Origin of the sequence: Saltatorellus ferox, assembly GCA_007751475.1 — a bacterium.
In the GTDB taxonomy this organism is placed as follows: Bacteria; Planctomycetota; UBA1135; order UBA1135.
Genome location: CP036434.1, coordinates 3,061,647 through 3,079,543, shown reverse-complemented (window position 1 = coordinate 3,079,543; position 17,897 = coordinate 3,061,647). Strand labels below are relative to the sequence as shown.

The following is a 17,897-nucleotide window of genomic DNA, read 5'->3' as shown; positions in this document are numbered from 1 at the left end:
ATGATCCAGTCTCTCCGTCGCCCCTGTCTGCCCGCGCGCTCGCTAGCGCGCACCCTCCTCCTGGGGGCGCTCTGCTTCGGCGCCTCCCTCGGAGCCGCCTCCACGCTCACGTCCTGCTCCTCCTCGGGTCCGCGCAAGCCGGGCGACGACCTGGGCTTGACCGACAAGCAGAAGCTGGGCCTCTTCTACGAGAACGCGCTCCGCTACTACGACCTCGGTGACATCGATCGCGCCCAGGTCCAGGCGCGCAACGGCCTCGAGGTCGATCCAGGCAACGAGAAGTTCCTGCTCATCTTCGGCCGCTGCAACCTCCTCCGCGGCAACGCCCAGGACATCCAGGTGGCCATCGACACCTTCAAGCGCATCCGGACCAAGGACGACTTCAAGGTCCAGGCGAGCTGGGGCGCGGCAGTCGAACGCCTGGGCATGTTCTACGAGGAAGCCTCCGAAGGGATCCGTAGCGGCGACCGCAGTACGGATGCTGCCGATCCGATGGCGCGCGCCGACGAGCTGCACGAGACCGCCGTGAAGTACTGGTCGGAAGCCCACGACCGCTTCCAACGATCGCTGGAGCTACGGAGCGGCGAGCCCGAGGCCATCAACGGCCTCGTGCGGACGAGCGCACTCCTCGGCAGGACCCAGGAAAGCATCGCCCACGCACGCAGCCTTGTGGACGCGATCCAGGCGTCCCAGCGCCTCGTGGCGAATGAACTGGACAACACCGAGATCACGGCGGCCAGCGAGGAGCGACTCTTCAAGAACCGAGCCTCCAACGCGGAGTTCGAGGTGAAGACCCGCCTCTACATCGCGACCGCCCTCCGAAGGGAAGGGGACCTCAGCGGCGCGATCGACGAACTCGATCAGATCATCGCGCTCGATCCCTACCTCGCGCAGGCACACTCCCAGAAAGCCCAGCTGCTCTTCGAGGCGGGGGATTTCGTGAAGGCCCGTGCCTCGATCACGCGCTTCCTGGAGATGCGCGCTCCGACGTCGACGGTCAACGACCCGGACATCAAGCAAGCCTTCGAGCTCCGGGAGCGCTGCGATCGGAACATCGTGAAGCCGCGGCAGGGATAGGCACCTCCTTTCGCCAAGCCAGGTTCGACAGACACGCGCCCCGCCCTCGTCCTCTGCGGACGAGCGCGGGGCGCGCTTCAACTTCCCGACGCTCCGGGGCCCATTCCGTTCAGTGACCGCTCGTCAACTGAGCCCCGTCCACACCCTGCCAGATCATCCCGCTCGGTTCGACCAGGGGAGCGAATTGCCAGATTCGCACGTTGAGCGCATCGTCGATCAAGCGCTCGGCGCCGGGCCCGGGACGCTGAAGTCGTTGGGTCTTGCCAGGCGCTCCGCCCACGTCGCCTCTGGAGCGAGCCGGGCCATGCTGTGATCCTGCCACCATGACCTCGAGCGGATGGCCATCCGTCCCCATCATCGCGGTACGGGAGGACTCACCCGAGGAAGCGCGAAGGCCTTCTGCCCCCACCGTTTCCATCCTTGCCGCACCACCGGCTGTATCGCCTGCCGCGAGAGCTCCGGCTGGAGTACCCACCATGGACGGCGCGTTTCCACCTTCCGGGGCGCGACCAGAACTCTCGGCAGACATCCCACGGGACATCAAGAACAGCCCCGCAGATCCGGTCAACAAGAGAGCCGCTGCGGCCGCCACGCTCTTACGCTGGAACCAGCGCGGACCGCCCAGGATCGGCGCAAGAGTGTCCGCTTCTTCGGCCTGACCCAGGGACCCGCGCCCACTCTCCAGAAGATGGCTCTCCAAGAGTTCCGCGCGAATACCCTCCCACAGGTCGGGCGTCGGGCGCTGGCGACTGGCCAGGGCGTAGCGAGCCAGGACCCCCGCCGCTGCTTCGGATGCAGCGAGGGTCTTCTGGTCCTCGGGGTGGGCCGCCAACCAGGCATCCACCCGTGTCGCTTCCGCGCCATCCAGGTCACCGCCGACGTAGAGCGGCAGAGCCGCCTCGAAGTCGTCTTTCGACCAGCTGTCCAGATCCCGCATGTCCCCCGCGCTACGCGAGGAACCACTTCGCGACACGACGGGGCTTCCATCCCGCGGTGACTCGTCGTGATCATGCCTTTGGCCTGGGTCGTTCGCCGAGAACGATGGATCGTTGGATTCGCGCTTCATGCCTTCTTTCCGGATCGCTTGGATCCGTCTCGCTCCTGGGTACGCGCGCCACTGCGCTGCGTTGGTGTCGTGCCTCGGGAATCCGAGGAAGAGTCGATCTGGGACCTGTTCTCCGCCACTCCGTCGCCGGCACCAGCGCCTTCCAAAAGGTCGGCAGCCCCCTGGCTGCGCATGCGGGAGCGGCGCTCCCACTCCTCCTGGAAGAGCTTGCGCCCGCGGTGAAGGCGCCAGCGCACGGTCACGTGCGTGGCCCCCACGATCTCGGCGATCTCGGGGCAGGAGAGGCCCTCGATCTCGCGCAGGGTCAGCACCGACTGAAAGTGCGGCGCGAGTGTGGAGAGGACCGCCTCGACCTCCGCGGCGGTCTCCAGGGCCTCCGCGTGGTCCGAAGGCGCCGCCTGACGTGGATCCTCCAGATCGAACCTCACGCCCTCGTCCTCGTCGCCGCGGCCACCCGAGACCGAGACGGCCGCGCGACGCTTGCGAAGGAAGTCGATGCAGAGGTTCGTCACGATCCGATAGAGCCACGTCGTGAAGTCGTGGCCGAAGTCGAACCGATCGAGGCTCTTGAACACGCGCAGGAAAGCCTCCTGGGCGAGGTCCTGGGCATCCTCGTCCGTGGGGACCAGGTTGCGCGCTACCCGATAGGCGCGGCGCTGGTGACGCTCGACGAGGCCAGAAAAGCCCGCCTCGTCCCCTTCGAGCGCCTGGCGAATGAGCGCGTGATCGATGGCCGCCTCGGCCTTGCGCCTCGCTCGTTCGTCCATGGGTTCCGCTTCGTGGCCTTCGAGCAGCTCACCGTCGCTGAGTGGCCCATCTCCGAGTGCTCCAGCCCCCTCGGCCGACCCCGTCGGCTCGCCCACCGGGGTCAAGACGGACCTCCTGGAGCGGTGCACGGCGCGATAGCGGTGGGAATCACGGCTACGTGGGCTGACGGAGCTGGAACTGGAGGGGCTTCGGGGCGGCATGGGGCCGGTGTACGTCCGGGCCCGACGCCCGTTGGCGCGCCGTGCCACGAAGTTCCCTCGTCGCCCCGATCTGATACGTCGCGTCGCCCGATCTGCTTCAAAAGCCCGATGAAGAGCGCCAGGGCGCTCAGACGACGACGGGGAAACGGCCTTCGATGGCCCCGAGGTAGCGGAATTTCTGGCGACGCCCTGCGACAAGTTCGCCCCTGGGGACGGATTCGAGGGCGGTCAGCTGCTCGACGATCGAGCTACGCATGGCCTGAATCATCCTCGGGCGATCCCTGTGGGCGCCGCCGAGGGGCTCCTCGACCACGCCGTCGATCAGCCCGATCTTGCTCAGGATCCCGGCCGTCAAGCCGAGCGCTTCGGCCGCTTCCGGGCTGCGAGAGCCATCTTTCCAGAGAATCGCTGCGCAGCCCTCCGGGGAGATCACGGAGTAGTACGAGTACTGGAGCATGAGCACTCGATCGGCGATACCGATACCGAGCGCTCCGCCCGACCCCCCTTCCCCGATGACGTACGCGACGATCGGAACCTTGAACTCGAACATGCGGAGGATGTTCTCGGCGATGGCAGCCGCCTGGCCGCGCTCCTCCGCGCCGATGCCCGGGTAGGCGCCTGGCGTGTTGATCATCGTGACGATCGGCAGCCCCATGCGCTCGGCGAGCTGCATCTTGCGCAGCGCCTTGCGATAGCCCTCGGGGTGCGCGCAGCCGAAGTTGCACTTGAGCCGCTCCTTCGTGGTACGGCCCTTACGGTGCCCCACGAGCATGAAGCGTCGCTTTCCGATCCGGCCAAGACCGGTCACGATCGCCGGGTCGTCGCCATACGCCTTGTCCCCGTGCAGCTCCACGAAGTCGTCCAGCGCCTCGCGGATGTAGTCCCCGGTCACCGGCCGATCAGGATGGCGCGCCACGGTGACCTGGTCCCAGGCGGAGAGGCCCTCGTACGTGTCGGCCAGGCGCTTGCGCAGCTTCTTGCGCAGCGCGTCCACTTCGGCGGTGATATCCAGATCGTCCCCGGCCTGGTACTCCAGGTCGGCGAGCTTACGCTCCATCTCCTGGATGTCGCGTTCGAAGGGCAAGCCAGCGGGGATCGAGGTCGGTGAGGGCGATTCCCCGACCGTACCGGAGCTGGCGCCGCCCACGGCGACCTGGGTGGCCCTTCCGTCGCTCTCGGAGGCGGAACTGGACTCTGTGTCGGGCTTCTTGTCGTCGTTGGCCATGGCAAATGGGTCGCGGGCCCCGTCGAGGAGACCACGCTGGCCCTATCGTCGTCTCCGCAGGGCGCGCGAGCAAGTGTTCCTTGTGTGGGAGCCCCCCGATAGACTCCAGCGGGCCTTCCTCCAGGGCCCCTCCGAGCCAGGGCCCAACCCGACGAGGCCCACCTGACCTCCCATCCCCATGACGTCCACCGCCCCGCACTCAGACGGCCCCCAGACCGCCACGGCTTCGCTCCCCCACGCATGGAGGGTCGAGGTCTTTCGCAAGGAAGGCGTGGACGATCCCGAGGGCGTACACGCGCGCGCCGCGCTCCTCGAACTCGGGATCGACGGCATCGAGCGAGTGCGTCTCGGACGCGGCTACCTTCTGCCGGCCTCCCTCGATCGCGCGACCGTCGACCGGATCACGGCCGAGCTCCTCGGCGACCCCGTGGTCGACGCGGTCCGGACGACCGAGCCCGGCGCCGAACCCGAGCAGGCCAGCGGCGCGCGTCGTGTGCTCGTCGCGAAGAAGCCCGGGGTGATGGACTCGACGGCGAACACGCTCGACCGAGCGCTGGATCGACTGCAGCCTCCCATCGGCCTCGAGCCGAGCACCGCGACGCGGGTGGCCACTTTCCAGGCCTGGGAGATCTTCGGCGCCGCCGAGGGCGCGGACATCGACAGCGCCGCTCGGACCGCGCTGGCGAACGAGGTGATCGAGGACATCAGCATCGACTCCGAGGGCCTGCACTTCGGCGCGCCGGCCGCCCGCACCGACCATGGCCGCGTCGAAGTTCCGCTGCTCGGACTCGACCACGACGGCCTCGTGAAGCTCTCGACCGAGGGCGCGCTCTCGCTCAATCTCACCGAGATGCTCGAGGTCCAGAAGCACTACAAGAACGAAGGCCGCGAGCCGAGCCTCTGCGAGCTCGAGACGATCGCGCAGACCTGGAGCGAGCACTGCCAGCACAAGACGTTCCGCGGCGTGATCGAGATGGAGGGCGAGACGATCGACAACCTCCTGAAGTCGACGATCGCAAAGGCGACGCACGAGCTGGCGCGCGACTGGTGCGTGTCGGTGTTCGATGACAACGCCGGCGTGATCGAGTTCGACACCGAGGTCGACGCGGACCGCGGCGGCTGGTGCCTCGCGATCAAGGTCGAGACCCACAACCACCCGAGCGCGATCGATCCCTACGGCGGCGCTGGAACCGGGATCGGCGGCGTGATCCGCGACATCCTCGGCGTGGGCCTCGGCGCGAAGCCCATCGCCAACACCGACGCGTTCTTCGTCGGTCCGTCGGATCTTCCCGACAAGGACGTTCCGAAGGGCACGATGCACCCGCGCCGGATCCTGCGCGGCGTGGTGGCCGGCGTGCGCGACTACGGCAACCGCATGGGCATCCCCACCGTCAGCGGTGGCGTGTGGTTCCACGAGGGCTACGTCGCGAACCCGCTGGTCTATGCGGGGACGATTGGTTTGATGCCGCGGGATACCGCGTTCAAGAAGGTCGAGCCCGGTGACGCGATCATCAGCGTCGGCGGCCGCACCGGCCGCGACGGGATCCACGGCGCGACGTTCTCTTCCATCGAGCTCTCCGAGGAGAGCGAGATGGTCTCCGCCGCCGCCGTGCAGATCGGCGATCCGATCACGGAGAAGCGGGTACTGGACGGGCTGATCCGCGCGCGCGACGCGAAGCTGTTCCGCGCAGTGACCGATTGCGGCGCCGGTGGACTGTCGTCGGCCGTCGGCGAGATGGGCGCGGACTGCGGCGCCGAGGTCGACCTCGAGCTCGTGCCGCTGAAGTACCCCGGGCTGACGCCCGAGGAGATCTGGATCAGCGAGGCCCAGGAGAGAATGGTGTTCGCGGTCGATCCCTCGAAGGTCGACGAGCTCATTGCCATGTTCGAGTCCGAGGAGGTCGAGGCGACGCGCGTCGGCACCTTCACGGACACGGGGCGTCTCCTGCTGCGCTATCGCGGCGAGGTCGTTGGCGATATGTCGATGCACTTTCTGCACGAGGGCACGCCGCGCCCCACGCGTCGCGCCGAGTGGAAGGATCCCGGCTTCTCCGATCCGGGCGCGCCGAGCCCCTTGAACGTCGAAGCCCTGAATTCACAGGACAGCCCCTTCGGGGCGGCGATTCTCCAGCTCATGGGTCGGCCCAACGTGGCGAGCAAGGAGTGGATCATCCGCCAGTACGACCACGAGGTCCAGGGCATGAGCGTCGTGAAGCCCCTCACCGGTGTCCAGGCCGACGGGCCCTCGGACGGCGTCGTGCTGAAGCCGCTGGCGGAGTCGAAGAAGGGAGTCGCGATCGGCTGCGGCGCCAACCCGCGCTACGGCGCACTCGATCCGCGCGCGATGGCCGAGGCCGTCATCGACGAGGCCCTGCGCAACGTCGTCGCCGTCGGCGGCGATCCAGATCACACCGCGATCCTCGACAACTTCTCGTGGGGCAATTGCGACAAGCCAGATCGCCTCGGGGCGCTCGTGCATGCGGCCATGGGCTGCTACGAAGCGGCGATGGCCTACCGCACGCCGTTCGTGTCGGGCAAGGACTCGCTCAACAACGAGTACCGCGTCGGCAACGAGACGCTCTCGATCCCGCCGACGCTCTTCGTGACGGCGATGTCGCGGGTCCAGAACGTCGCGAACGCGGTGACGATGGACGCCAAGTCCGCCGGCAACCTGATCCTGCTGGTCGGGGTCACGAGGCCGGAGCTGGGCGGCTCCGAGTACCTGGCGATGCTGGGCGAGAACGGCGGCGTGGTGCCGCGCCCGGACCTGAAGAAGGCCCCGAAGACGTTCGAGAAGTTGCACGCGGCGATGAAGCTCAAGCAGGTGCGCGCGTGCCACGATCTCTCCGAGGGCGGGCTCGCCGTCGCGCTCGCTGAGATGTGCATGGCGGGCAACGTGGGCGCCGACATCGACCTCGGCGCGATCGATCACGACGAGTTCCCGGACGGCTACGACCGCGACGCGACGCTGCTCTTCTCCGAATCCTGCACCCGATTCCTCGTCGAGGTCGAGCAGGGCAAGAAGTTCAACTTCCAGACGAAGATGATGGGCATCGCCGCGACGCCGATTGGCCGCTTCACCAAGAAGAACCGTGTGACGGTGAAGGGCACGACCGGACGGGACCTCGTGGACGTCGGCATCGAGGAGCTGCGGGCGGCCTTCCAGTCCGGATTCCAGGGGTAGACCCAGATTCGGGGGGGGGAGCCCCAGATTCGGCGGGTAGACCCAGCAGGCCAATATGGATGAGGTGGGTTTTAGGCCGGATTGAGCGGCGGGAAAGCGTGATTCAAGAGCATGCGCCCGTTCACTCATTTCTCCCCTGACCACCCCCGCCATGCGTAACCAACTTCTCGCGAGCCTCGTTCTCCTCTCCACCGCTGCTTGCTCCACCACCGAGCCCAACGTCACCATCCAGGACGCACAGGGCAACTACATCACGACCTCGGACTACGAGGCGATGCAGCGGACCGAGTTCATCGACGCCATGAAGATGGGGCTGAAGGACTTCGACAGGCGAATGACGGAGCTACGCACCCGGGCCAACGAGCTCGGCGGCGAGCATCTCTCCGACTTCGCCGAGTGCGAGTCCGAGCTTCGCGAAGCACGCACGAACTTCGAGAGCCAGCTCTCCATCGCGGAGAACTCCATGGCGGGCGACTGGCCCGAGGAGCGCTCCGATACCGTCAAGGCCTACCAGGAACTCCGTGAGGACCTCGACGAGGCCTTCGAGGACGTCCTCGACGCCTGATCCGCTGACGATCGGATGATCGTCGTGGCCTGGCATCAGGCTGGAAAGCGGCGACCTGAAACGGGTCGCCGCTCTTCTTGTATCTGGACCCCATCCTCCATTCCGGCGGGGCCCTCGGTCCTACCAGGTGAGTCGGAGCGTCTTCAGCACATGTTCCTGCAGCGGCGCAGGGACGCCCAGCTCCTTCGCCAGCGCTTCCCAGCCCGCAAACGCATCGCAGACCTCCTGGAGGATGTGCTTGTCCCGTGATCGCGGCAGGTCCGCGTACTCCGCCAGGGCCTTCAGGTCCGCGCGGTCGAAGCCGTTCGTCTTGCCGTTCAGGCTGAGCTGATGGTGGCGCGTGAAGTCGCTGCCCTCCGAATGGCACAGGTCGTAGGCGGGTGACAGGCTCCAGCGACCTCCGCGGTCCATCAGGAACGCGAAGTTCTTCACGTGATCGTCCTGGTTGCACCCCACGAGGTTGAACACGACGCGGCGGAACTGCTGCTCGATCTCGGGCTGCGGAATCCCCAGCTGCTTCATCGTCAGGAAGAGCTGCTCACAGGAATGGCGCCCGCTCTCGTAGTAGTCGAAGTGCGCCACCGCCCCGAACGTCTGCATGAACCTCTTCTTGCCGGCGGAGTCGCGGTCGAAGCGCTTCGTCATGAAGTGGCGACGACCTCCTTCCTCCAGCAGGGTGCATTCGGTCATCTCGATGCCAGAGCGCCGCGCGATCTCCGAGTACGAGTACTCGAGAACGCCGTAGCCAGCGGGATCGGCCACCCCCCAGTCGCCGTTGAATTCGACGCCGTCGAACTTGATCAACCAGTGCTCGAAGCCGGCGGGGAGCTCCATCTGGCCCGAACGAACCTCCTTCGTCTCCGGGTGAAAGGCGATGACGGCCTTCGCGCGCGCACCGCCCGCGGAAGCGCCGACGCGCAGGATGTCGAGCAGCGCCTCCTCGCCTCCGTCGCGGGTGAGCCGCGTATCCAGCGCCTCCTTCCGAGCGAACGCGAGGGACGCGAGTTCGACGAGTTCCTGGACCTCCAGCGCCTTCCCCGGCTGCTCCATGAGCCCCGTCGACGGCTCGAACTCCAGCGCTCCCATCCCGCGCACCCCCGTCGCGCAGAGCCTGTCGACCGCGTTGAATTCCCTGGCATCCCGGCCCGTCCGCGCCAGCCAGACGTCGATCAGACTGTTGCCGTAGCGGTCCGGCAGGCTGTCCGAAAGGAGCCCCGGCAGGCCGTGGAAGGAGCGCGGAGGCAGCCCGGAGAACTGGTAGATCCGATGGGCCTGCACCGGCATCGTCAGCGGAGCCAGCTCGATGCCGGCCGCCGCGAAGTCCGGGTCGTACTCGAACCTGGCGAACCGTTCCTCTTTCTCCATCGACACGTAGCCAACGGCGGTCCCCCATAGCTTGACGGTCGCGGTCGTCATACGCGCTCGTCGCCCCAGCGAAAGACCGAAGGTGCTCCCTCGGGCCGATCCTCCGCCTGCCCTTCCTGCCGGCCGCCCGGACGAGACCGCCCCCTCCGCGCAGACTCTCCTCCCAGCGCTTCCTCCATCGGCGACCGATAGCTCTCAGGAAGGAGCCCTTCGATCGAAGCCTCCATCCCAAGCGCCTTCAGGAGCTTGATCCAGGACCCCAGCTGGCTGTCGCTTCCGTCCTCGATCCGGCGAACGGTGGCCACGCCGAGCCCCGCCGCCTCCGCCAGCGCCTCCTGGGTCATGCCCTGGCGCTTCCGCACCCGCCCGAGGCGCTTCCCCAGCTCTTCCAGGATCGCCCCCTGGGGCGTCAACGGATCGATCTTCATGGGATCATCTTCGATCGAATTTGGCCAAATTTGGGCCAAAATCCGCCACATTTGATCGAATTCCACCTTGGGCATCCTCCAGAGCGCGCGTGAGGCGGCTTCGGCGATCATCATCGATCACCCAGGTCCAAGGCGGGCCCTGAATCGATCACATTGGATCACATTCGACCCGCGCTGGGAACCACGATCAGCAGCACCAGGATCGCCCCGGCCAGCCCCATGGCCAGATCCAGCATCGTGTCCGGCAGCCCCGCCTGGGCGTGCGTGACGCCCAGGCGATCCGTCGTCCATTCGGCGCACTCCCAGACGACGGTCGCGGTCCCCGAGAGAGCCCAGGTCAAAAGCGCCTTCCCGCTGCGACTGAGCTGTCCGAGCACCTGGGCGCCGGACTCCGCCTGCACGGCCCGCCAGAAGAACCATGCGATCGCCACGCCGCCGAGAAAGTGCATCCCGATGTCCAGGCTCGGATAGGTCGCGTACGCGCGCGTCCCCTTCGAGAGCAGGAGGTGCAGGCCCATCACGAGAACGGGCGCCCACCCAGCCCGCCCGATCGATCGCAGGATCCAGTCCGTCCAGTCCTTCAACGCCGTCCCTCCAGGAAGCCGTCGAGATCCCGATGCTTCCGGCGTTTCCAGAGCGAGCCGTCCAGCACGTAGTGCGTCGCCTGGGGCGTCGCCAGGAGCGGCACGACGAGCCCGAGCAACGCGGCAGGCAGCGCGCCTTCACTCCAGCGCCCGAAGAGCGCCGGCTGATCGCGCCAGACGAGCGCATCCCAGAGCCACTCCTCCGAGTAGCCGATCAGCACGAGTACCGCGAGGAGCAGCACGGCCAGCCGCGGCTCGAAGAACCGGGCAAGCGGAGCGCGCCGCTCCCCCACGTGCCGCCGCTCGATCGTCCAGACGACCGCGAGATAGGGCACGCCGTGGCTCAGCACGTTGAGCGCAGAGAAGGCGATGTCGGAGTTCAAGAGCACGATCCCGCCGTACCACGCGACCCAGGTGGTCGCCACGATCTGCACCTTCGCCCAGTTCACGCCGAGCCCGCGCACGCCCCGCTGGAACTGGCGCGCCGCGAACGTCGCCATGATCGCCCAGTGCCCCGCGAACGCAGCGACGTCCAGCGCGCCAGGCAGTCGCGCGAAGTCGCCTTCGATGAACCAGCTGAACTCGCGCGGCAGATGCGTGTGCCAGTAGAGCAGGGGATAGACCGTCGCCGCGTAGATGGTCATCTGATCGAGCCGTCGGTCGACCTGCCCCTCGCCTGCCTTCGCCCGCGCAAACGCGACCCAGCCCCACTGCTGGCGGATGAAGTGCCAGACCGCGAGGTACGCGAGGACGCGCCAGAAGAAGGCCGCGCTGATCCCGTAGGCGATGACGCCCGCAGCGAAGCAGGCGACCGGCACGCCGAGGTAGAGCCCGGGCCGCGCTCTGAAGCGCTCGGGATCGAGGTAGACGCGGAACGCCGTTGCGTACACGTGGGCGACGTCGCAGGCGACGACGAGCAGCGCGAACATCCACGGCGGCATCTCCCGGTGCAGCGTGCCGTTCGACCAGGCGAAGGCGATCAGGGCCAGCGCCGCGAGCACCGGTCCCGTGAAGATCACGAGGTCGCCGAGCGGGCCCAGGATCCAGCCGGGGCGCGCAAGGCGCCCGGTGGCGGCCTCGCCCGCGCTGTCCCCCGCCAGCGTCACAGGAGCGACCCGTCGTCGACGCCGAACTGCGCGAGGATCGCCTCGGCCGCGCGCGTGCCCTGCCAGTTCGCCTCCTCGAAGAGCGCGATGCCCGACAGATCCGAGTGCGCGAAGTGCACGCGCCCGAGCGGCTCCGCCGCGCGCTCGCGCAGGCCGCTCCACATCGTTCCGGGCGTCGGCTTCACCATCGCGTGCCCCCAGCGCCAGACGTCGATCCGCGTCACCACCTCGTCGATGTCAGGGTGCGCGACGCGCAGATCGGCGAGGATCGCGTCGCGCCACGACTCGAAGGGCCGCGCGAGCAGCGCTTCGCGCGCCGCGCGCTCGTCCGAATCGATCACCGGCAGGTACCAGGTCCAGACGGTGTCGAGCTCGTCCGCGCGATCCAGCTGATGCCCGGCATCCACGTAGCCGAGGCTCGGGCTACCGTGGAGCACGCTGTCCCAGGCGTAGGGAAAGCCGCGCGACTCGGGGCGCTCGCTCAGATGGAGGTTCGCCACGAGCCAGGGGCTGTAGCGGAACGCCGCGCGTTCGGCCCGCGCGGGGTCTTCGCGCAGGAGCCTCTGCGTCACGAACTGCGGCGTCGCGACGACGATCGCGTCCGCCGTCCAGAACGTCGCCTCCCCCGTGGCGGCGTTCATGGTCACCGCGGCGGCCCCTTCTGCGCCAGGGCTCACGGAGACCGCGACCTCGCCGGTTCGTCGGCCCTTCAGCGCAGGCCCGACCAGCTCCTCCAGCCCACGCACGAGCCGCGCGTTCCCGTCGGGCCAGGTCAGGTACTCGGCGCTCTCCTTCGTGCGATAGTCGGCTCGCGCGGTGAAGTAGTGAACGAGCGCCCACGCCGAGGTGTCCTGGAGCGCCGCCCCAAGGTCGTCGCGCGTCGCGTACTCGAGGTACCAGCGCATGCGGTCGGAGTCGAAGCCGTTCTGTGAAGCCCACTCCGCGGCGCTCATGGCGTCGAGAGAACGAGCCTCCAGAGAAGACTGGCGCAGCGGCAGGTCGAAGAGTCGGCGCCCTTCGCCGTCCACGCGCATGAAGCCCTCCATCAGCGCCTCGAATCGATCGAGGGACGCATCGTCCTCGGGGTGAACCCCGCTGCGCAGCCAGAGCCCTTCCTCGAAGTATCCGAGCGCGCCGATACGCTCGGCAGGATCGCGCACGAAGAGCCGATCCGGAAACGCGACGCGACCGTCCGGCGTTTCACCGGTGGAGAGGCCGGCGTCCTTCAGGAACGCTGCCAGCGCGCGCTGGCTCGTCCGGGGCTGCGGCAGGTAGTGGGCGCCGTAGGGACAGCGCAACGCGCCGCCCTTCGCGGACGGCATCGATCCACCGCGCGAGGTGCCGCCGAGGTCACCGCCCAGTTCGACGATCGCGATGTCCTCGACGCCCGAGCGCGCGAGCCGCCACGCCGCGCTCAGGCCCGCCACGCCGCCGCCGATCACAAGCACGCGGGCGCGCTCCTCGCGCGCGCCCCCCGTCCCGGCGAACCCGCCGTCGCGGAAGCGGTGCCCGGCGCCGACGCCGTCGTCCACGAACCCGCCGCCGATCCGTCGACGGGCCGACGCCTTCACGTCGCCGCACCCGGCCGAGGCGAGCAACCCACCGAGGGAACCGGCCGCGGCCGCCTTCAGGGCCGCGCGCCTGGAGAGTCCGCGCTGGAACAGCTGCCGCCCGCGAGTCATGGCCTCAGCTCGTCGTCGTAGTACCGCACGAGGCTCTGGGTCGAGAGTCGATTCACGTCGACCTCGCGCCGCCGGGCGTCCTCCGGCAGCACGAACAGCGTCGGCACGTACGCGTCCGAGAGAAAGCGCAGGCCGTCGGGCACGTCGGTCGGGATCGGGAACTCCCGCTGGCTCGCCAGCATGAACCCCCACTCCCCGAAGCTCGGGACCGCCGCGTGGTACGGGCGCACGTAGAGGCCCACGGACTCCATCGTCTCCGCGATGCACCAGTAGCTGTTCGGAGCGAGCCGCGGACTGGTGCTCTGGACGACGATGGCGCCGTCGGGCGCGACGCGCCCCATGAGCAACGAGTAGAACGTGTCCGTGTAGAGCTTGCCGACGCTGAACGAATGCGGGTCCGGGAAGTCGACGATGGCCACGTCGAAGAGGTTCGCGCCCTCCTCGAGCCACGCCATCGCGTCCGCGTTGATGATCTCCACGCGCGGGTCATCGAACGCCCCGCCGTTCAGCTCCACGAAGGGCTGGAACGTCCGTGCGAGATCCGTGACCGCGGGATCGAGATCGACGAGAACGACCTTCTCGACGGACGGGTGCCGCAGCACCTCGCGGCAGGCGAGGCCGTCACCGCCGCCGAGGATCAGCACGCGGCGCGGGTCCGGTGAGGTCGCCATCGCCGGGTGCACGAGCGCCTCGTGGTAGCGGTACTCGTCCTCGCTGTTGAACTGCAGCGCTCCCGATAGGAACAGCTGATAGGACTTGTTCGCGCGCGTCACCACGACGCGCTGGTACGGCGACGTGCGCGCGTGCACGATCTCGCCCGCGTAGATCGTGTGCTCGGCGATGCTCGTGAGCGTCGTGGCCTGGGAGAACAGGACGCCCAGAGCCACGACGACGAGGCCGCTCTGGATCCGGAGCGCCATGGGCCTCCGCAGGCGGCCCTGGAAGAGCGACACGCTCCACAGCGCCACCAGCGCGTTCACGAGGCCGAACGCCAGCGCCGCGCGCGCGAGGCCGAGGCGCGGCACGAGCACCAGGGGAAAGAGCAGCGCCGCGATCAGCGCTCCGACGTAGTCCCACGAGAGCACGCGCGCGATCAGTTCCTTGAGTTCCAGCTCCTCCTCGAGCAGCCTCACGAGCAGAGGGATCTCGATCCCCACGAGCGCGCCGACGGCAAGGATCTGGCCGTAGAGCAGCGGCCGGAACCAGAGCTCGGACTCCCAGGCGAAGAAGAGGCTGAGCGCCGAGACGCCCCCCACGACGGCCACCGCCAGCTCGACGCGCACGAACACCGTCGCGAGGTCGCGGTCCACGAACTTCGACAGGTAGCTGCCGATCCCGAGGGCGAAGAGATAGAGCCCGATCGTGAACGAGAACTGCGTGACGGAGTCACCGAGCAAGTACGACGACGTGGTCCCCGCCACGAGCTGGTAGCCGAGCCCGCAGGCGGACACCAGGAAGACGACCGCGAACGCCAGGTTGAGTCCGAGCGGCGGATGCTCGCGCTGCCCGTCCCCTTCGATTTCCTCGGCTCCCGCGCCGTGTGTCACCCCTGGCATCACCCCTGGGCGACGGCGGCAATCACGATCGCCACGCCCAGGATGATCGATGCCATCACGATCGCGGCCGCAAGGTTGTGGTCTTCCTCGAGTTCGTGTCGCACCGAGAACGGCAGCGCTTTCTCCATCGCGCGCACGGCGATGAGCAGCATCACGATGGAAACGGCGCCGATGCCCACGATCGTGAGGATCGGGCGGATGATCTCGTTGTACGGATCGATGAGGGCGAAGAGGCTAGGCATGGGAAAGAAGAACTTGAGGGGGTGCGTGAGAGCCGAAAGTGAAGAAGGCCGCGACGGGGACCAGGAGAAAGGGACTACTTGCCGCGGCTACCGTGGGCCCAGTAGATGTAGGTCCAGGATCCGGGAGATGACGATCGGATCTGATTCGGGTCCATCTTCTGGGGGGCCTTGGCGCCACCGAAGGCGACGCCCGTCATCTCGAGCCAGAGGTAGAGCGCGAGGACGACACCGCCGAAGGCGAGGTAGCCCGGGAAGTTCTTGAGCGTGGAGAACATGGGGGATGGTTCGAAGAGGTGACCCGAGCCCGGTCAGCCCGCGTGATCGCTGTTCAGCCCGCGTGATCGCTGTTGCTCCAGCGGCGCGCCTCGAAGGCGCCGGCGCGGATGGACTGGATGACGGGGTAGATGATCAGGGCCAGAAGGCCCAGGAAGAACCAGAGCAGGCGCGGGACCTGGCTCTTCACCGAGATCTGGAACGGTGTGCTCGTGGCTCGATCGTAGGCGCGCGAGGCGATGCGCATGCGGTAGCGCCCGCGGGGCACCCGTCCGATCAGGGTCGATCCCTTGCGGTTGCCCTCGCTCCAGCTCTCCCCACCGCTCGAACCGGAGTAGTACTGGGCCGCGGTTTCGAAGGTGAAGACCTCGCCGGAGTCTTCGTTGACCAGGGCGCCGAGGACGGCGAGATAGCCCTGGCTGATCGAGGGCGCGGCGAGGGAGACCTCCACGTTCGCGCCCCCCCTTTCGATGACGAAGGGCTCCGAGAACTCGACCTTCTCCTTGTCGACGGCGCTCTCCGTGGGGCCGAAGTTCTGGCTGAAGACGACCTCGTTCGCATGGTGAACCCGGACGGCCACGCAAGAGCCGAAGAACAGCACGATCAGCGCGAACGCCGCCTTCCAGATCCCGGCCGCCTGGACGGGATTGGGCTGGATGATCCCGACGCCCTTGGGCTTCGGAAGCTTGGCCGCCGGGAAGGCCTTTTCGATCGTGCTCGCGTCCACGTGAATCGCGCGTGAGACCGCCGAAGCCAGCGGGTCCGCCTCCAGCGAGATCAGGGTCGAGGTGCGCGTGTTGACGTAGTCGTCCGTCCGCGTGGCGTCTCCGCTCTTCACCTGCCAGTAGAACTCGCCCAGGACCGTGTCCACCACGGCCTTGCCGCCGCTGAAGTGGCGGAACTCCAGGTCGCCGACGCGGAGCTTGGCGCCGCGTTGCTGAACCGAAGCCGGGCTCGTGGATCCGGCCATCGTCCAGTGCCCGTCGCTCTCGACGAGCCAGCGATACCCACCGTCCTGGGCGCGAAGCAGGTACTCCTGCCAGGGCCATAGCTTGCCGTCGGCGAGCACGCCGCGGCGCATGTAGCCGAGGACGATGACGTCTTCGCCGAACAGAGTCGCCCGGCTCCCGATCGGGATGGCCGGCTTGTTCTTGATCTTCCGCTCGCCTTCGACGGCGTGGTAGGCCTCGGTCTGGCGAGCGCGAGAGAGGAGCGCGCCGCAGTGGACGCAGCCGAGCGTCAGCGCGCGATCCGCGTCCTGGACCTCGATCGTGCCGCCGCACTCATTGCACTTGACGCGGACCGACTCGATGCGATCCGGGCGATGGTCCGGGAGCGTCGAGGGATCGAGCTGGAGAGCCGCGAGGTCGACGCGAACGCCCGACAGGAACTCCGGCGGGCCCGAACGGGTGAAGTCGAGGGTGGCTACCCGCTTGCCACCCCGCGCGAGGTCCGCGTACGTCGTGCGGACGCCTACCTCGATCTGGATCGGGAACTCGCCGCGGCACGCGACGACGTGGCCGCGCCCGAGCTCGACGATCGTCCAGACCTCGTTTCCGATCGGCACGCCGTCCCCGGCGCTCCAGCGGTCGCCCTTGCCGCGCTTCGGCGGCTGCATGTCACCGGTGTGTGCATCGAGGATCGGGAGGCGGTCCCGGGAAGGCAGATCTGCCTCGGGCAGCTCGACCTCCTCGTAAACGTGAATCTCGCCCTGGGCCTCGGCGATCCAGATCCAGCCTTCATCGGTTTCGGCGGCCCACTCGTTCCAGAGGCCAGCGCCGTGATCGAGCTGGAGCTGGCCGCGCACGACGAATCTGCGGCGGTCGAAATACCCTTCGGTCCCGATCTGGAAGTTCGAAACCAGCGGGGCCGCGAGCGCCACCTCACCGATCGTCTCCAGATCGACATCCCCGCGCAGGAGCAGCGTGCCGCAGTGCTCGCACGCCACGGTCACGGTCGCGGGCGACGTGATCGGCACGTCGGCGCCGCAGTTCCCGCAGCTCATCACCTGGAGCACGGCCGATCCGGATTCGTCGTCGTAGAGAGTCACGGCCGAGTTTGGGGTCCAGCGAGAAAACGACGGAAGACGCGCGTCTGGAGTCGGACGGGCATGGCTCCACCCAAATGCGCGGAGATGAGCCGCTGCCAGTCGGGCGCAGGGCGCGTCATGCACGTGTAGAGATCCAGCGTCATTCCACCGTGCTCGGGAAAGGTGTGGCAGGCGAGGTGAGATTCGGACAGCGCCACGATGCCGGTGACGCCCGCGTGCTCGCCCCCGAAGACATGCCAGATGGGCTGCGCGATCGGATGCAGGTCGGCGGCTTCGATCAGCGCCACGAAGAGCCCCTGGAGCGCGATCTTCCCCGCCTCACCGCTGAGCCGCTCAGGATCGAGTCCCGACGCATCGAGGGACCAGACCTGGCCCACTCCGACCGAACCGGACGCGTCGTCACGAACGGCGTGATCGAGCGAATCAGGCGCGGCCGAGATCGAACTCGGGGGTCCAGCGTGGTCGGGGGGGATGGGCAAGGCAAAAACCGTGGGGACGACGGTACGTGACGAGGGGTCGCCTATTC

At 68.0% G+C, this 17,897-nt stretch carries 16 protein-coding genes; 3 read left to right on the top strand and 13 right to left on the bottom strand.

Features of this window, described 5'->3' with window-relative positions:
* Entirely contained in the window at positions 1–1,077 is a 1,077-nt protein-coding gene (locus Poly30_RS10965) for a tetratricopeptide repeat protein (RefSeq protein ID WP_145197161.1), read from the top strand.
* Positions 1,078–1,186: 109 nt separating this feature from the next.
* On the opposite strand, the gene Poly30_RS10960 is transcribed toward Poly30_RS10965, so the two are convergent.
* The 3 genes from Poly30_RS10960 to Poly30_RS10950 form a co-directional block, all read right to left on the bottom strand.
* Positions 1,187–2,014, bottom strand: a complete 828-nt coding sequence (locus Poly30_RS10960; protein WP_145197160.1) for an anti-sigma factor family protein — start codon at positions 2,012–2,014, stop codon at positions 1,187–1,189.
* A gap of 125 nt (positions 2,015–2,139) precedes the next feature.
* A complete protein-coding gene (locus Poly30_RS10955; protein WP_145197158.1) occupies positions 2,140–3,111 on the bottom strand; it encodes an RNA polymerase sigma factor in 972 nt (323 codons plus the stop codon).
* Positions 3,112–3,238: 127 nt separating this feature from the next.
* Positions 3,239–4,336 (bottom strand): acetyl-CoA carboxylase carboxyltransferase subunit alpha, encoded by a 1,098-nt coding sequence (locus tag Poly30_RS10950; protein WP_145197156.1) that lies wholly within the window; start codon positions 4,334–4,336, stop codon positions 3,239–3,241.
* A 178-nt stretch (positions 4,337–4,514) separates the two neighbouring features.
* On the opposite strand from Poly30_RS10950, the gene purL reads away from it, so the two are divergent.
* Both purL and Poly30_RS10940 read left to right on the top strand, forming a co-directional pair.
* Positions 4,515–7,520 (top strand): phosphoribosylformylglycinamidine synthase subunit PurL, encoded by a 3,006-nt coding sequence (gene purL, locus Poly30_RS10945; RefSeq protein ID WP_145197154.1) that lies wholly within the window; start codon positions 4,515–4,517, stop codon positions 7,518–7,520.
* Between the two features lie 151 nt (positions 7,521–7,671).
* On the top strand, positions 7,672–8,085 hold the full coding sequence (locus Poly30_RS10940; protein ID WP_145197152.1) for a hypothetical protein: 414 nt from the start codon (positions 7,672–7,674) through the stop codon (positions 8,083–8,085).
* A 120-nt stretch (positions 8,086–8,205) separates the two neighbouring features.
* On the opposite strand, the gene Poly30_RS10935 is transcribed toward Poly30_RS10940, so the two are convergent.
* The 10 genes from Poly30_RS10935 to speD form a co-directional block, all read right to left on the bottom strand.
* Positions 8,206–9,501 (bottom strand): type II toxin-antitoxin system HipA family toxin, encoded by a 1,296-nt coding sequence (locus Poly30_RS10935; protein ID WP_145197150.1) that lies wholly within the window; start codon positions 9,499–9,501, stop codon positions 8,206–8,208.
* Positions 9,498–9,878 carry a helix-turn-helix domain-containing protein gene (locus tag Poly30_RS10930; RefSeq protein WP_419191246.1) on the bottom strand — a complete coding sequence of 127 codons (381 nt, stop codon included), beginning with the start codon at positions 9,876–9,878 and terminating at the stop codon, positions 9,498–9,500. The genes Poly30_RS10935 and Poly30_RS10930 overlap by 4 nt, the downstream gene beginning before the upstream one ends.
* 158 nt (positions 9,879–10,036) lie before the next feature.
* Positions 10,037–10,396 (bottom strand): DUF2238 domain-containing protein, encoded by a 360-nt coding sequence (locus tag Poly30_RS10925; RefSeq protein ID WP_145197146.1) that lies wholly within the window; start codon positions 10,394–10,396, stop codon positions 10,037–10,039.
* Positions 10,397–10,458: 62 nt separating this feature from the next.
* Positions 10,459–11,568 carry a hypothetical protein gene (locus Poly30_RS10920; RefSeq protein ID WP_145197144.1) on the bottom strand — a complete coding sequence of 370 codons (1,110 nt, stop codon included), beginning with the start codon at positions 11,566–11,568 and terminating at the stop codon, positions 10,459–10,461.
* Complete coding sequence (locus Poly30_RS10915; protein ID WP_145197142.1) at positions 11,565–13,250, bottom strand: FAD-dependent oxidoreductase; 1,686 nt, start codon at positions 13,248–13,250, stop codon at positions 11,565–11,567. Before Poly30_RS10915 ends, Poly30_RS10920 begins: the two co-directional genes overlap by 4 nt.
* On the bottom strand, positions 13,247–14,806 hold the full coding sequence (locus Poly30_RS10910; RefSeq protein ID WP_145197140.1) for a polyamine aminopropyltransferase: 1,560 nt from the start codon (positions 14,804–14,806) through the stop codon (positions 13,247–13,249). The genes Poly30_RS10915 and Poly30_RS10910 overlap by 4 nt, the downstream gene beginning before the upstream one ends.
* Positions 14,806–15,048: a DUF350 domain-containing protein gene (locus tag Poly30_RS10905; RefSeq protein ID WP_145197138.1), complete on the bottom strand. Its 243-nt coding sequence runs from the start codon at positions 15,046–15,048 to the stop codon at positions 14,806–14,808. Before Poly30_RS10905 ends, Poly30_RS10910 begins: the two co-directional genes overlap by 1 nt.
* 74 nt (positions 15,049–15,122) lie before the next feature.
* A complete protein-coding gene (locus Poly30_RS10900; protein WP_145197136.1) occupies positions 15,123–15,323 on the bottom strand; it encodes a hypothetical protein in 201 nt (66 codons plus the stop codon).
* A gap of 53 nt (positions 15,324–15,376) precedes the next feature.
* Entirely contained in the window at positions 15,377–17,371 is a 1,995-nt protein-coding gene (locus Poly30_RS10895; RefSeq protein ID WP_145197134.1) for a DUF4178 domain-containing protein, read from the bottom strand.
* Positions 17,368–17,850 (bottom strand): S-adenosylmethionine decarboxylase, encoded by a 483-nt coding sequence (speD, locus tag Poly30_RS10890; protein ID WP_419191245.1) that lies wholly within the window; start codon positions 17,848–17,850, stop codon positions 17,368–17,370. The genes Poly30_RS10895 and speD overlap by 4 nt, the downstream gene beginning before the upstream one ends.
* Positions 17,851–17,897: the final 47 nt, after the last annotated feature.